The sequence below is a fragment of the Paraburkholderia phymatum genome (assembly GCF_038900715.1).
GTDB classification, from domain to species: domain Bacteria; phylum Pseudomonadota; class Gammaproteobacteria; order Burkholderiales; family Burkholderiaceae; genus Paraburkholderia; species Paraburkholderia phymatum_A.
Genome location: NZ_JAYMRZ010000001.1, coordinates 382,155 through 396,830, shown reverse-complemented (window position 1 = coordinate 396,830; position 14,676 = coordinate 382,155). Strand labels below are relative to the sequence as shown.

Genomic DNA, 14,676 nt, shown 5'->3' with positions numbered 1-14,676 from the left:
GCCACACGTCGAGTAAAACGCGGCTCGGCCGTGCAGGCCACCGTGCTATACTCCGTCGCTCATTGGGGAGTAGCCGCCCCGTTTCTTGCCCGCGCAACGGTTCGGTCAGACCGAACAGCGAGCGCAGCGCGCATGAATAGCGGGGGCGCCTGTCAACAGACTTGGCCGTATCGGCCATGGCAGACGCAGCCTCTGGCCTGGCGAGACCGATGATCCACCACCGCCGCTCTAGGGCCCGGCGCGTCGTGGGTCGTCGCTCGCACACATCTCGGCCCGGGGAATCAATTAAAACGTGGAACAAGCTTTTCTGATCTCGACCGGCGCCGTCGCGCTCGCTGAAATCGGCGACAAGACGCAACTGCTCTCGCTGGTCCTCGCCGCGCGCTACCGCAAACCGCTTCCCATCATTCTCGGCGTGCTCGCCGCGACGCTCATCAATCACGCGGGCGCCGGCGCGCTCGGCGCGTGGCTCGGCTCGCTCGTCACGCCGACCGTGATGCGCTGGGCGCTGGCCGCCTCGTTCATCGGCATGGGCTTGTGGATTCTCGTGCCCGACAAGCTGGAGGACGAGGAAGCGAACACCAGCCGCACGCACTTCGGCGTGTTCGGCGCGACGGTGGTCACATTCTTTCTCGCCGAAATGGGCGACAAGACGCAGATCGCGACCGTCGCGCTCGCGGCGCGCTTCCACGAATTCTTCGGCGTCGTCGCGGGCACGACGCTCGGCATGATGATCGCGAACGTGCCGGCAATCCTGCTCGGCGACCGCTTCGCCCACAAGCTGCCGACGAAGCTCGTACATGGCATCGCGGCGATCATGTTCGTCGTGCTGGGTGCAATGGCGCTGATGGGCATCGGCGTTTGACGATGCGGGCCGCACTTTGTGCGCGGCGTCGCTGAACGAAAAAGCCGCATCGCTCACACGCGATGCGGCTTTTTTCTTCGCGCGAAAACGCGCTTATCCGAAGGTCTTCGGCGCTTACTCGACCGTTTTCGCGCCCGACGCCGGAGCCGGCGGCGCCGCGCCGCCCGCCGCGACCTCGTTCTGCGCGCCTTCTTTGCCGTTCAGAGGAATCTTCACCGTGCGCACCGCGCCGTTACTCAACGGGAAATCGGACATCGCGCTGCGCGCGAGAAAAGGCATTGCGGCGAACAATGACGACTGCTCGTCCGTATTGCGCGCCGTCACGTTGTAGACCTCCTTGCCCGACGCGCGCTCGGTGATGCGAATGCCTAGCAGGTGCGTGTACACCGGATAGCTCTGGTTCACATAGGTCGGCGGGAACGGACCCCACGGGCCCCACGGATCGAATGGCCTTCCCCAGTAGTACGGGCCAGGCCACGGGTTGTAGTAGTAGACGGGCTGCGCGACCGTCACGGTATCGGAGCGCATGCCCCACGCGAGCGCCACCAGATAGCGCGCGTCGTGCGCATCGGCTTGCCGGAACGCATGCAGCGCGAGTTCGTTCGCGACGATCTGTTCGTAGGTGGCCTGTTCGAGATTGTTCTTCTGCTCCGGCGCGCGCGTGAATGCGTAAGTGCGCGTCGTGTCGCTGCCGCTCCAGTCGGAAAAGGCTGTCACCTGCGTCGTGACATAAGTCGTGCAACCCGCCAGCAGCGTAGCGAGCGCCGCCAGCGCGAGTGCCGCGTGGCGGGTCAATCGGTCGAGCTTCATGGTCTACCTCGTTGATATCGTCGCCCGCATCTGCCGCGCGAGCGGCCCGATAATACGCTGACCGATGCGGCCGGTAAAAAGTTCTGTCCGCACGATCCGCACGATCGGCCGAGGCTTTGTACAATGGTCCGACCCGCCCGGCCTGCGCACGACGCTCGCCGGCTTCGAGCTTTCTTCCGTCACGACACCATGGCCGATACCGAAACGCCTCAAGTGATCCGCCGCGCCGACTACGCGCCGCCCGCCTTTCTCATCGATACCGTCGCACTCGAATTCGATCTCGTGCCCGAGCGCACCGTCGTCAGGAATACGATGCGCATCCGCCGCAATCCCGATGCCGTGCGCGCCACGCATCTCGAGCTGATCGGCGAGCAACTGGAATTCGTCGAGGCGTCGCTCGACGGCAAGCCTTATGCCGGCGTGCACGCGCACGAACATGGCCTGACCGTCGACAACGTGCCCGACTCGTTCGAACTGACGGTGACGGGCATCTGCAATGCCGCCGCGAACACGACGCTCTCGGGCCTCTACGTATCGAGCGGCAACTTCTTCACGCAGTGCGAAGCGGAAGGCTTCCGGCGCATCACGTGGTTCCTCGACCGCCCCGACGTGATGGCCACCTACACGGTGACGATGCGCGCCGACAAAGCCACCTACCCGGTGCTGCTGTCCAACGGCAATCTGCTCGAACAGGGCGATCTGCCCGACGGCCGCCACTTCGCGCGCTGGGAAGACCCGTTCAGGAAGCCGAGCTATCTGTTCGCGCTCGTCGCGGGCAAGCTCGTCGCGCTCGAAGAACGCGTGAAGACGAGCTCCGGCAAGGAAAAGCTGCTGCAGGTGTGGGTCGAGGCGCACGATCTCGACAAGACCCGTCACGCGATGGATTCGCTCGTCCATTCGATCCGCTGGGACGAAGAGCGCTTCGGCCTCGAACTCGATCTCGACCGCTTCATGATCGTCGCCGTGAGCGACTTCAACATGGGCGCAATGGAGAACAAGGGCCTCAATATCTTCAACACGAAGTACGTGCTCGCCAATCCCGAAACCGCGACCGATACGGACTTTTCGAATATCGAAGCCGTCGTCGGCCACGAATACTTCCATAACTGGACGGGCAATCGTGTCACGTGCCGCGACTGGTTTCAGTTGAGCCTGAAAGAAGGGCTGACCGTATTTCGCGACCAGGAGTTTTCCGCGGATATGGCAAGCGGCGGCAGCGCCGGCCAGGATCAGGCAGCGCGCGCGACGAAGCGCATCGAAGACGTGCGCGTGCTGCGTCAGATGCAGTTCGCCGAAGATGCCGGCCCGATGGCCCATCCCGTCCGTCCGGAAAGCTACGTCGAGATCAACAACTTCTACACGATGACCGTCTATGAGAAAGGCTCGGAAGTCGTGCGGATGTATCAGACGCTGTTTGGGCGTGAAGGCTTCCGGCGCGGGATGGATCTGTACTTCAAGCGCCACGACGGGCACGCGGTGACATGCGACGACTTCCGTCACGCGATGGCCGACGCGAACGGCCGCGACCTCGCGCAGTTCGAGCGCTGGTACAGCCAGGCGGGCACGCCGCGCATCACGGTCGCAACGAACTACGACGCCGCGCAAAAGCGCTACGCCGTGAAGCTCACGCAGGGCTTCGGCGACGCGTCGCCGGCCGCGCGCGAAACGCAGAAAGGCCCGCTGCTGATTCCGTTCGCGATCGGCCTGATCGGCGCGGACGGCCAGGACTTGCCGCTGCGCCTCGAAGGCGAAGCATCGGCGTCGCCGCAATCTACTCGCGTGCTCGACTTCACCGAGACCGAGCAGACCTTCACGTTCGTCGATGTCGCCGAAAAGCCGCTGCCGTCACTGCTGCGCAATTTCTCGGCGCCCGTCGTCGTCGAATATGACTACACGGCCGCTGAACTCGCGTTCCTGCTCGCGCATGACAGCGATCCGTTCAACCGCTGGGAGGCCGGCCAGCGACTCGCGACGCGCGAGCTGCTGACGCTCGCCGAGCGCGCGGCAACGGGCAAGACGCTCGAACTCGACGATACCGTCGTCGCCGCGTTTGGCCGCGTGCTGAACGACGAGACGTTGTCGCCGGCGTTCCGCGAACTCGCGCTGATGCTGCCGTCGGAGGCGTATCTCGCCGAGCAGATGGACGAGTCGAACCCGGCCGCCGTGCATAGCGCACGGCAGTACGTGCGCAAGCGTCTCGCATCGGCGCTCAAGAGCGACTGGCTCGCCATCTACGAACGGCATCAGACGCCGGGCGCGTATGAGCCCACGCCGAAAGCGGCCGGCCATCGCGCGCTGAAGAATCTGGCGCTCGCCTATCTCGCCGAACTCGACGATCCCGCCGATGCCGTGCGTCTCGCGAAGGCGCAGTACGACGCGGCGGACAACATGACGGATCGCGCGTCGGCGCTGTCGGCGTTGCTGACGGCCGCAGCATCGAACGGCAGCGCGGCCGCCGCCGATGCGCTCGACGACTTCTATCGCCGCTTCGAGAACGAACCGCTCGTCATCGACAAATGGTTCGCGCTGCAAGCGATGCAGCGCGGCACGAAACAGCGCCACGTAATCGACATCGTGCGCAAGCTGATGATGCACCCCGCATTCAACCTGAAGAACCCGAACCGCGCGCGCTCTCTTATCTTCAGCTTCTGCTCGGCGAACCCGGCGCAGTTCCACGCGGAAGACGGCTCGGGCTACACGTTCTGGTCCGAGCAGGTGATCGCACTCGACGCACTCAATCCACAGGTCGCGGCCCGTCTCGCGCGAGCGCTGGAGTTGTGGCGGCGCTTCACACCCGCGCTGCGCGAACAGATGCGCGCGGCGCTGGAGAAGGTCGCGGCTCAGGCGAAGTCGCGCGACGTGCGCGAAATTGTCGAGAAGGCTTTGGCCTAGCTTTTGCCTGATTCTTTAGCTTGTCTTTAGGTATTTGCGGCAGTCGAAAGCCGGCATACGTGCCGGCTTTTTTTCGTCCCTTCATCTGACCTTGCTGTCGCTAATCGGCTTGGATTGACCCGTTCGACGCGGTGGTTGTATCCGGCAAAACGCACGCCTCGTCCCTTCTTCGATTTTTCATTAACCTGCTTCAACATTGAGCCGGCAATGAGCCGTTCGCGACCCGCGTCCCAGCATGCGAGTCCTTGCACAAGCCGCGCCGTCGATCTGCCGCAGATCTACGCGATTGAAAGCACGCTTGGAAGCAGGCGGCTATGCGCCCCCAGATCCGTCCAGTTCATAAAGTCACGGAACCCGCACATCGAAAGGTTAAAATCTAGGAATTCCCAAGCCTCTCCGGAGTACAGCAATGTCTTTGCAACGTCGTACCACTCTCACCAAGTATCTGATCGAGCAGCAGCGCGAAAACAACAACCTGCCCGCCGATCTGCGTCTGTTGATCGAAGTCGTTGCGCGCGCGTGCAAGGCCATCAGCTATCACGTCAGCAAGGGCGCGCTCGGCGAAGCGCTGGGCACGGCCGGCAGCGAGAACGTCCAGGGCGAAGTGCAGAAGAAGCTCGACATCCTGTCGAACGAAATCCTGCTCGACGCCAACGAATGGGGCGGCAACCTCGCCGGCATGGCGTCGGAAGAGATGGAACAGTTCTTCCCGATCCCCGCGAACTATCCGAGGGGCGAGTATCTGCTGGTGTTCGATCCGCTCGACGGCTCGTCGAACATCGACGTGAACGTGTCGATCGGCACGATCTTCTCGGTGCTGCGTTGCCCGGACGGCCAACAGCCGACGGAGCAATCGTTCCTGCAGAAAGGCACGCAGCAGGTCGCGGCGGGTTATGCCGTGTATGGTCCGCAGAGCGTGCTCGTGTTGACGACGGGCAACGGCGTCAACTGCTTCACGCTCGATCGCGAGCTGGGCTCGTGGGTGCTCACGCAAAGCGACATGCGCATCCCTGTCGAGACGCGCGAGTACGCGATCAACGCGTCGAACCAGCGCCACTGGTATGAGCCCGTCCAGCAGTACATCGGCGAGCTGAACGCAGGCAAGGACGGTCCGCGCCAGGCCGACTTCAACATGCGCTGGATCGCGTCGATGGTCGCCGATGTGCATCGCATCTTGAGCCGCGGCGGCATCTTCATGTATCCGGCCGACAAGCGCGATCCGTCGAAGCCCGGCAAGCTGCGCCTGATGTACGAAGCGAACCCGATGGCGTTCATCGTCGAGCAGGCGGGCGGCGCCGCGACCAACGGCGAAAAGCGCATTCTCGACATCCAGCCGAAGAGTCTCCACGAGCGCGTCGCAGTGTTCCTCGGCTCGAAGAACGAGGTGGATCGCGTGACGCGCTACCACCTGGAAAAGAAAAGTTAAGAAAGCACTTGCCAACTGAAGAAACGTCACTCTATAATCTTGCTTCTTCGTTGCTGACGTTTGAAACGAAAGCAACAACGGGGCCGGAATAGCTCAGACGGTAGAGCAGCGCATTCGTAATGCGAAGGTCGGGGGTTCGATTCCTCTTTCCGGCACCAGCAGATACAAGCAAAAAGCCCAGTCCTCGCGACTGGGCTTTTTGCTTTTCCGTGATCGTTCTGCCTGATCGGATCACCAGCGCGGATCACCAGCGCGGATCACCAGCGCGGATCACCAGCGCAAATCACCAGCTCCATCTCACACCCACGTTCCCGCCCACGACGCTCCGATGTGATCCGTTCACATTCATTGTGTACGCGACTCTCGCGAACGCGCTCGCGCGCCTGCTTGCCTTCGCAACCACGCCGACATCGAATTGCAGCGCAGTCGCCGCATCGCTGACGGAAAGCGCCGTCGGACCCAGCGTCGCGTAATCGGTGCCGCCGAAGTTGCGCCACAGGTTCACAGTTGCGAAAGGCTGGAACGCGGCGCCGCCCTGCTCGAACTGTCCTTGCACGCGCGCGCCGATCCGCCCGACGACGCTGTTCGCCGCATGAAACGACACGTTCGATACGCCGTCGTTGAGATCGTCGATGCCGACGTGCTGCACGATCAACTGGATCTGCGGCTCGACACTCAGGCTCGCGGTCAGCGGAACCGGAAAGCCCCCTTCGATCGACGCCCCGATTTCATAGCCGTTCGTCGACGTCGAAATGCCTTCGTTCGACGACGGCGATACCGACAGTGAGCTGCCGACGATCACGGCATCCGTGTACCAGCCGCCCGGCCCGATATGCGTCCAGTACGCGCCCGCTCCCGTCGAGTTGATCGACAGATGCCCGGCGGCGAAATCAGGGAAGCCCAGCGCGAAGCCATTGACATCGCCTGTCGCGCGCACGAAAGAAAAGAACACGCCGTAGTGATTGCGATGGCCGTCGGGCGTGCCGTCCGCGTACAGATCATGGCCCGCCTGCACGCCGCCGATCGTGCCGCTGAACGCGGGCTCGACCGTGCCGCCGCTCGTCGCTTCCGCATGCTCGCCCCACGCGCGCACCCACGCCGCGGGCAGCGTCCCCGTCTCGTTCAACGGCATCTGCGCGCCTTGCCGCTCGTGAAACGTGCCCATCTGTTCGACGCCGACCGCCCGCGCGACGACGGGTACGGCGGCATAGACAGGCGCTTCCATCCGATAGAGCGGAATCGGCGGCGAGCCGGGCGGTGGCGGCGGCGGCAACGGCGGCGTGCCGGCGGCTGGCATTGGCGCCGGCTGCGGTGAAGGTGGCGGCGTGGGCGTGGGCGTGGGCGTGGGCGTGGGCGTGGGCGTAGGCGCAGGTGTCGGCGCAGGCGCGGCGACACTTGACCGCAGATACCAGTTGTCCGCAGTACCCGCATCGACACCGCCCTTGAACAGATAGTAGACGTACGCGCCCGCCATCAGCGGCGACGACAAAGTGAATGCACTCGCCGCCGTCGTTCCGCCGTTGATCGCCTGGACGACGAGGATGCCATTCGCGATCGTCGCGCCGCCGCCTCCGCCGACGTTCGTCACGCCGATCGCCGTGCTCCCCGTCGCCGCGCCGTGAGAGATGACGAGCCTGTCTGCCGGCGAGCCGTCGCCGCCTAGCAGGCTTTGCAGCAGCAGGCGTCCCTTCATGCCGGCATAGTTGCCGTTGATCACGAGCGTATCGTTCGTGCTCGATCCGCCGTCGGTCAGGTCGATCGTACCGGCATTGTTGACGGTGACGAGTTGTCCCGCCACCGCCGGCGAAATGGGCGGATCACCGAGCCCGCCTGCGAACAGCGTGCTCGTCGGATCGACGTTCAGCGTGCCCGTGGCCGTGCCGCTGTCGCCGAGCGTGAGACCGCTCTTGTCGAGCGTCAGCTGGCTGGCGTTCGTGAGATTCACGCTCTCCCAGCCGACGAACCGCGACGACCCGCCGAGCCGGCTGTTCGACAGCGTCAACGCGTCATTGCCCGGTCCGCCGTCGAGCGAAGTGAGCTTCGCGAGATTGCTGTCGGCGACGCCCTGCAACGTAGCCGTATCGTTGCCCGCGCCGAGCGTCACGGCACCCGCGATCGTGCCGCCCAACCAGACGAACGTATCCGCGCCGCCGCCCGTCGTGACGCCCTGGCCGACCGCGCCACCGCTGATCGTCGCCGTATTGTCGCCATCGCCGAGATCGACGGCGCCCGTCGTCGAGCCTGCCGTCATCGTGAATGCGTCGTTGCCCGCATCGGTACCGACGGCCCGCAACCCGCTGAGACTGCCGGCGTTGACGATCGTTATCGCGCCAGTGCCGTGCGACAGGATCGCGGCGCTCGCCGTGCTGGCGATCGACCCGGTGTTCGTCACGGTCGCAGGGCCGCCCAGCGTGATGCCGTCGCTCAGCGCCTCGATCGTGCCCGCGTTGGTGAACGTGCCGCCGCCATTCGCGATGATGCCGTTCGCCTGTCGGCTGATCACGCTGGCGCCTGCCTCGTTGTTGAACGTCACGCTGCCGACGATGAACGCGCCGAGGCCGCCCCCACCGCTTGCAATGATCGAACCTCTGTTGGTGATGGCACCGGGCGTTGAGTCCACCGAAACAATACCGTGCGCGTTCGCGCCGGATACCGTGATCGTGCCGCTGTTCGTGATCGTATTATTGCCGGACGAGCCCACCGCGCCGCCGTTCGCGAAGATGCCGTGCGCGTTGGGGCCACTCGTCGCGATCGTGCCGTTGTTGGTCAGCGTGTCGTCGCGCGTGAGCGCGGCCATGCCGTATGAGCCGTCGCCCGTCGTCGATATCTGTCCGTTGTTGGTCAGCGTCCCGCCGCCCGGGCTCAGGAAGTCGTGCATGCCGACGGCGTTGTTGCCACCCGTATGGATCACGCCCGTCGTGTCGTTCAGCATCGTCACAGCGGCGGCGCTGTTGAACATGCCTTCCGATAGCGGGCTGATCGTCGAGATCATGCCGCGATTGACGAGCACATTGCGCCCTGCACCCGTGCCCTGCGCGGAGATGCCATCGAAGTCGTTGGCCAGCACGTTCAGCGTGCCGAGATTCGTGACCGTGCTCGCATCGCGCACGAGGACGGCATTGCCCGTGCTGACGTCGAGTTCGGCGCCAGCCTGCACGTTCACCGTTACGTTGACACTGCCGGGCAAAGCGACGACCGGCGTCGTCGAAGGGTTCGGAGACGCGGAGCTGCACGTCGCGGTTTCTCCCGACGCCGGCGCCGCGTTATCGCATGCTGCAAACGCGACGTCATAGCGCAGCGCGCAGACGAAGCTGAGCGCCGAGGAAACCACGCGCCACAACAGAAGAAGCGGCAAGCGCGTGCGGCACATGGATGATTGACGAGTTAGAAATTATCCTGCGCTCCAGCCGATGTCTAGAGCAACGCATGGCCATCGGATCTCCGCTCCGCGGTGCCCGCATTTCAAATCAGCATAGACAATTATTCGCGCAACACAAGGCGCGCCCAGTTCTGTTGCGCTAAAGCAATAAATAAGTGCTTCGAATCATTCACGCCAAAACCGAACGCGCAATCACCGTTCGCTGTATCTCCGGCGAGCCCTCGTAGATGCGCAGAATGCGTGCATCGCGTACGAGCCGCTCCAGCGGCATCTCACGTGTGAAGCCGTAGCCGCCATGCAACTGCAACGCGGCATCGGTGACGAACGCGGCCATCTCCGACGCGTAGAGCTTCGCCATCGACGCATGCTGCGTGAACGGCTCGCCGGCCATACGCCTTGCTGCCGCCTGCAACGTCAGCAGCCATGCGGCTTCGAGACGCGTCTTCATATCGGCGATCGTCCATTGCAAGCCTTGCTTGTGCGACAGGGGCTCGCCGCCGACATGCCGTGTCTTCAGCCATTCGACGGCAAGCGCCAGCGCCGCCTCTGCAATGCCGATGCTCGTTGCAGCGACATCGAGCCGGCTGTTGTCGAGCACTTTCATCGCCGTGCGAAAGCCGCTGCCCTCAGCGCCCAGTCGATTCGCAGCGGACACATGGCAATCGAGCGCCACTTCGTGTGCCGGCGCGCCGCGTATGCCCATCAGTTTTTCGGCGGGCGCAACGTCGACGCCCGGCGTTTCCCGATCGACCACGAATGCGCTGATGCCGCGCGTGCCGGCGTCGACATCTGTCTTCGCGTACACGACGATAAAACCCGCCGCGTCCGCGTTCGAGATGAAGTGCTTGACGCCCGTGATCCGATAGCCGTCGCCGTCGCGTGTCGCACGCGTGGCCATGTCGGCGGGATTCGAGCCGGCGCGCGGCTCCGTCAACGCGAAAGCGCCGAGCTTGCGGCCCGAAGCCGCGTCGGGCAGATAGCGCTCGCACACGTCATCGTCTCCGCCGATCAGGATCGAGTCCGTCGCGAGATAGTGCGCGCCGATCATCGACGACGTCGATGCGCATGCCTTCGCGATCTCCACGAGTGAGAGCACGATCGCGACCGCGGACGCATCCACGCCGCCCCAACGCTCGGGCAAATTCATGCCCATGACGCCGAGTTCGGCGAGCTGCGCGACATAGCGCGTGCTCGACAGCTCATCGCGGTCGACTTGCGCGGCACGCGGCGCAAGTTCGCTTTGCGCGAAACGCGAGATCGCGTCGGCGATCTCCAGATCGCTGTCGTCGATACCCAGTCGCTTATGCATGATTACGCTCCTCGTTGTTCGATGCACCTGCACCAAACGCGCCACGCTCGCGCAACGAAGCGATGTCCTCGGCGTCGTAGCCGAGTTGCTGCAACAACGCGTCGGCATGCTCGCCAAGCGCCGGCGCAGGCGACACGCGATTGACCTCATACGCGGAAAACTTGACCGGCTGCGAAGGCAGGCGCGCCGCGTGCCTGCCGTCGCGTTGCACCTGCGTCAGCAGCGCGCGATGCGCCGCGTGATCGCTCTCCAGCGCTTCCTGCAGATTGCGAATCGGCGCGACGGGAATGCCCGCGTCACCGAGCGTGCGATTGACTTCGCCGACGGTGCGCGACGCCGACCACGCTTCTATCGTCGAGCGCAGATCGGCTTCGTGAATGCAGCGCGACGCATCGTTGGCGAAACGCGCATCGCTCGCGAGATGCGGCGCGTCGATGGCATGCGCGAAGGCGTCGAACAAGCGGTTGTTCAGCACCGCGACGACATAGAAGCCGTCGGCCGCGCGATACGCGCCGAACGGCGCCGACGACGGATGTCGGTTGCCGACGCGGCGCGGCGCGATTCCCGTGGCGGCGTAACGCGCGACGAGCGTCGCGCTCATGCCGAGCGTCGCATCGAACATCGACACGTCGACATGCGTGCCTTTGCCGTTCCGCTCGCGCGCGAGCAGTGCCGCGAGCACGCCCCACGACGCAAAGAGACCGCTGACGACGTCCGATACCGATTCGCCGATCATCGTCGGCGGTCCGTCGGGCGAGCCCGTTGCGTCCATGAGTCCGCACATCGCTTGCAGGATGATGTCGTATGCGGGGCGATGCGATTCGGGTCCGGTTTGCCCGAAGCCCGACACGCTTGCATACACGAGCGACGGATTCACATCGCTCAACGCGGCATAACCGATGCCGAGCTTGTCGGCGACGCCCGGCCTGAAGTTCTCGACGACGACATCGGCCTCGGCGCACAACGCGCACGCAAGTTCGCGCCCCGCATCGGTCTTCAGATCGAGCACGATGCTTCGCTTGTTGCGGTTCATCGCGGCGAACAGACCGCTCTCGCCGTCTTCGGTGAACGGGCCGACTACGCGATAGTCGTCGCCCGCGGGCGGCTCGATCTTGATCACGTCGGCGCCCAGATCGCCGAGCAGCGCCGTGCAATAAGGGCCCGCGAGCACGCGCGAGAAATCGATCACACGCAGCCCTTCGAGCGGCAGATTCGAACGGAACATCGACGGCTCCTTTCACCAGGGGTTCGATGCACCGATTCTCGGCCTGCACAGCCTATCAAGTAAAATATCGATTCAAACTAGCACCTATAGGATTTTCCGATGCGTGTCTCGTTGCGGCTTCTGCGCTATTTCACGGCGACAGCGGAAACAGGCAGCACGACAGCCGCGGCGAAACAGCTGAACGTCTCGCAACCGTCCATTTCCGTCGCGATACGCGAACTCGAATCGCTATTCGACGACACGCTCTTCACGCGCGAAACGGGCGCGAAGATGACGCTGACGCGCTTCGGCGTGCGCAAGCTCGCGGAAGCGCGCCAACTGCTGAACGCCGCCGCATCGTTCGAAGCCGACGACAGCGGAGACGCGGCATCGGGGGAAGTGCAGATCGGCGTCTTCAGCACGATTGCGCCCGTCTATCTGCCCGCGCTGCTGCGCATTGCGCGCACGCGCTTTCCGGACCTGTCGATACGGTTCGTCGAAGGCGATCTGGTGCAGCTCGAAGAAGGATTGCGCAGCAGCCACATCGAACTCGCGCTGATGTACGACGTCGGCCTGCCCGCCGATATCGAACGCGAATGTCTCGCGGAGCTGAAACCCTACGCGCTCGTGCCCGCTGCATCGAAGCTCGCGAAGAAGGCGGGCAAACTTTCGCTGCACGAGCTTGCGAAGGAGCCGCTGATCCTGATCGATCTGCCGCACAGCCGCGAATTCCTGATGGCGCCGTTCTGGCAATGCGGGCTCGCGCCCGAAGTGCGCTATCGGGCGACGTCGCTCGAACTGGTGCGCAGCATGGTCGCGCACGGGCTCGGCGTGTCGCTGCTGATCACGCAGAGCGAAACGGCTTCGTCGTCGACGGGCGCCATCGAGCGGCCCATTCGCGAAGAGACCATACGCCAGCCACTCGTGATTGCGCGGCCCGCGCGCGCGTCGCGCACGAAGGCGTCGGAACTCGTTGCGCAGTGCATGCGCGACGCGGTGAACGAGGCGATGTCCGCACGCGCGGGACATACGCGCCGCCGGTCGCGCGCTTGAAGCAGGAAGCGCCGAAGCCTGGCTCGCCGCGCGCTACCGGTGCCAGGCGTCGAGCACGGCGGGCTGCAACAGCCCGCTCCTCGACTGCCGTGCGCCGTGTGCGTCGATCAGCAGCGTGCGCGGCATCTCGCCGTGCCAGTTGGGATCGAGCGCGCGGCGCAGCTTGTCGGGGATCGCCTCGGCGTTCGCGTAGAGCGCGGTCTGCGACGGCAACGGCAGCGACGCAAGGACTTGCGAAAGCGCCGCTGCGTTGTCGTCGATGGGGTCCATCGCGATCATCGTCAGCCGCACATCGCGATGGTTCTTCTGCCATTCGACGATCCGTGCCGCGTTCTCGCGGCAGTAGCTGCAATCGAGCGACCAGATTTCGACGATCTGCGGCTTGCCTTGCGGCGCAGCGAAGAGCGCGTTCACATCCGCTGCGCGAAGCGGCTCGAGACTGCCTGCGTGTGCGCCGACGGCGATGAAGGCGCCGGCGAGCGCCATCCAGATTCGTTTCATTGATTGCCCTCCCCGGCCTGCACGAGCATGTAGCCGTCGTTTTGCGTGCGCCACGACAGATAGACGCGCCCTGCGTCGTCCAGCAACTGCGGATTGTCGCTGCCGCCCGCCGTCTGCGCGAGCATGCGCGGCGCGCTCCAGTGCGCGCCTTCGTCGTCGGAACGGCGCAGCATCAGACGCATCGTGTCGCCGTCGAAGTCCTTCCACGCGAGCCACAGCGTCTTGCCCTGCGCGATCAGCGCCGCGTGCGACGCCTGATCGTCCGCCTTGCCGGTGTCACCGAACGCCCACGGCTCGCCGATCGGCTTGCCGTTCGCGTCGAGGCGCGAGTAGTAGACGTCGGCGCGTCCGTTGACGACGCTGAACCACGCCATGTGCCGCACGCCGTCCGGCGTGATCGCGAGCGCCGGGCCGTGCTCGGGGCACGCTTCCATATGCCAGCCGGAGAACGTCGCGCGAACCGGCACGACGGCCTCGCGCGAATCAGCGGGCAGCACGGCGAGCGCGTGATCGCGGGTCTGGCCGTCGAACACGTTGCGCCACATCGCCTGCACCCGGCCTTTGTTGTCGAGCGCCAGCGCGATCCGGCAGCACTCGCACGTGTGGTCGGCGACCTTGCGCTCGGGCTGGAACGACTGTCCGCCGTCCGTCGATACCGCGTAGTAGACGGCCGCGCCGTCATACGCCTTGCCCGCTTTCTTCGCCGCCGTCAGATCGCGCTTGTCGATCCATGCGACGAAGATGCGCCCCTGTCCGTCGACGATCATCGAATCGAAGCGATGCGTGATCGGCTGACGGTCGCCGTGGGCAGTGGCGGGCACGCTCCACGTCGCGCCGCCGTCCGTTGAGCGCGAGAAGCGCACCATGCCCGTGTACGGCGCGTCGAGCGGCATCGACCATGTGACGTAGACCGTTTTCGCGTCGGGGCTCGCGGCGATCTTCGGACGGTTCTCGGCGCTCGTGTAGATCGGCTCGGGCATCGCGTTGACCACGACGGGCGGCGACAGTGTGCGGCCCGCTTTGTCGGCGTGGCTCGAATGCGCGACGACGACATGCTGTCCTTCGACCCACGCGACCCACAAGCGATGCTGCGCGTCGAACGCGGCGCCTGTCGCGAGCGGCGCTTTGGCTACGTTCGCGGCTTTCGCGCCTGGGCCCGATCCCATGCGGCTCATGCCACTCATGCCGCTCATGCCGCTCATGCCGCTCATGCCACTCATGCCACTCATGCCGCTCA

Annotated in this window: 10 protein-coding genes, 1 tRNA gene and 1 riboswitch; of the genes, 5 read left to right on the top strand and 6 right to left on the bottom strand. The window is 64.8% G+C overall.

Annotated features, from left to right (window positions below):
- The first annotated feature begins 52 nt into the window (after window positions 1-52).
- Window positions 53-237: riboswitch (yybP-ykoY riboswitch) on the top strand.
- A 55-nt stretch (window positions 238-292) separates the two neighbouring features.
- Complete coding sequence (locus VSR68_RS01780) at window positions 293-865, top strand: TMEM165/GDT1 family protein (protein ID WP_090867853.1); 573 nt, start codon at window positions 293-295, stop codon at window positions 863-865.
- 114 nt (window positions 866-979) lie between these two features.
- Here the strand turns inward: VSR68_RS01780 and VSR68_RS01775 are convergent, their stop codons facing one another.
- On the bottom strand, window positions 980-1,675 hold the full coding sequence (locus tag VSR68_RS01775) for a DUF4136 domain-containing protein (protein WP_342938152.1): 696 nt from the start codon (window positions 1,673-1,675) through the stop codon (window positions 980-982).
- Between the two features lie 189 nt (window positions 1,676-1,864).
- On the opposite strand from VSR68_RS01775, the gene pepN reads away from it, so the two are divergent.
- The 3 genes from pepN to VSR68_RS01760 all read left to right on the top strand — a co-directional run bounded on the left by pepN (window position 1,865) and on the right by VSR68_RS01760 (window position 6,151).
- Window positions 1,865-4,567, top strand: coding sequence for an aminopeptidase N (pepN, locus tag VSR68_RS01770; protein WP_342938151.1), 2,703 nt, complete (start codon window positions 1,865-1,867; stop codon window positions 4,565-4,567).
- A gap of 409 nt (window positions 4,568-4,976) precedes the next feature.
- Window positions 4,977-5,993, top strand: coding sequence for a class 1 fructose-bisphosphatase (locus VSR68_RS01765; RefSeq protein WP_342932709.1), 1,017 nt, complete (start codon window positions 4,977-4,979; stop codon window positions 5,991-5,993).
- Window positions 5,994-6,075: 82 nt separating this feature from the next.
- Window positions 6,076-6,151: transfer RNA gene (locus VSR68_RS01760), tRNA-Thr, on the top strand.
- Between the two features lie 125 nt (window positions 6,152-6,276).
- Here the strand turns inward: VSR68_RS01760 and VSR68_RS01755 are convergent.
- The 3 genes from VSR68_RS01755 to VSR68_RS01745 form a co-directional block, all read right to left on the bottom strand.
- Window positions 6,277-9,363, bottom strand: coding sequence for an autotransporter domain-containing protein (locus VSR68_RS01755; protein WP_342938150.1), 3,087 nt, complete (start codon window positions 9,361-9,363; stop codon window positions 6,277-6,279).
- Between the two features lie 178 nt (window positions 9,364-9,541).
- Window positions 9,542-10,681, bottom strand: a complete 1,140-nt coding sequence (locus tag VSR68_RS01750) for an acyl-CoA dehydrogenase family protein (RefSeq protein ID WP_342938149.1) — start codon at window positions 10,679-10,681, stop codon at window positions 9,542-9,544.
- Window positions 10,674-11,906, bottom strand: a complete 1,233-nt coding sequence (locus VSR68_RS01745) for a CoA transferase (protein WP_342938148.1) — start codon at window positions 11,904-11,906, stop codon at window positions 10,674-10,676. Before VSR68_RS01745 ends, VSR68_RS01750 begins: the two co-directional genes overlap by 8 nt.
- 99 nt (window positions 11,907-12,005) lie before the next feature.
- Between VSR68_RS01745 and VSR68_RS01740 the strand changes: the two genes are divergently transcribed.
- The gene (locus VSR68_RS01740; protein WP_342938147.1) at window positions 12,006-12,938 is read left to right on the top strand and encodes a LysR family transcriptional regulator; all 933 of its coding nucleotides are present in this window, start codon (window positions 12,006-12,008) and stop codon (window positions 12,936-12,938) included.
- Between the two features lie 33 nt (window positions 12,939-12,971).
- Here VSR68_RS01740 and VSR68_RS01735 read toward each other — a convergent pair whose 3' ends face one another.
- Complete coding sequence (locus VSR68_RS01735) at window positions 12,972-13,439, bottom strand: TlpA family protein disulfide reductase (RefSeq protein WP_342938146.1); 468 nt, start codon at window positions 13,437-13,439, stop codon at window positions 12,972-12,974.
- Window positions 13,436-14,623 carry an exo-alpha-sialidase gene (locus tag VSR68_RS01730; RefSeq protein WP_428983445.1) on the bottom strand — a complete coding sequence of 396 codons (1,188 nt, stop codon included), beginning with the start codon at window positions 14,621-14,623 and terminating at the stop codon, window positions 13,436-13,438. Before VSR68_RS01730 ends, VSR68_RS01735 begins: the two co-directional genes overlap by 4 nt.
- Window positions 14,624-14,676 lie beyond the last annotated feature (53 nt).

Coding starts and splice junctions, on each gene's coding strand:
- VSR68_RS01775 (WP_342938152.1), bottom strand. CDS start 1,675: ATGAAGCTCGACCGATTGACCCGCCACGCGGCACTCGCGCTGGCGGCG.
- pepN (WP_342938151.1), top strand. CDS start 1,865: ATGGCCGATACCGAAACGCCTCAAGTGATCCGCCGCGCCGACTACGCG.
- VSR68_RS01765 (WP_342932709.1), top strand. CDS start 4,977: ATGTCTTTGCAACGTCGTACCACTCTCACCAAGTATCTGATCGAGCAG.
- VSR68_RS01755 (WP_342938150.1), bottom strand. CDS start 9,363: ATGTGCCGCACGCGCTTGCCGCTTCTTCTGTTGTGGCGCGTGGTTTCC.
- VSR68_RS01750 (WP_342938149.1), bottom strand. CDS start 10,681: ATGCATAAGCGACTGGGTATCGACGACAGCGATCTGGAGATCGCCGAC.
- VSR68_RS01745 (WP_342938148.1), bottom strand. CDS start 11,906: ATGTTCCGTTCGAATCTGCCGCTCGAAGGGCTGCGTGTGATCGATTTC.
- VSR68_RS01740 (WP_342938147.1), top strand. CDS start 12,006: ATGCGTGTCTCGTTGCGGCTTCTGCGCTATTTCACGGCGACAGCGGAA.
- VSR68_RS01735 (WP_342938146.1), bottom strand. CDS start 13,439: ATGAAACGAATCTGGATGGCGCTCGCCGGCGCCTTCATCGCCGTCGGC.
- VSR68_RS01730 (WP_428983445.1), bottom strand. CDS start 14,623: ATGAGTGGCATGAGCCGCATGGGATCGGGCCCAGGCGCGAAAGCCGCG.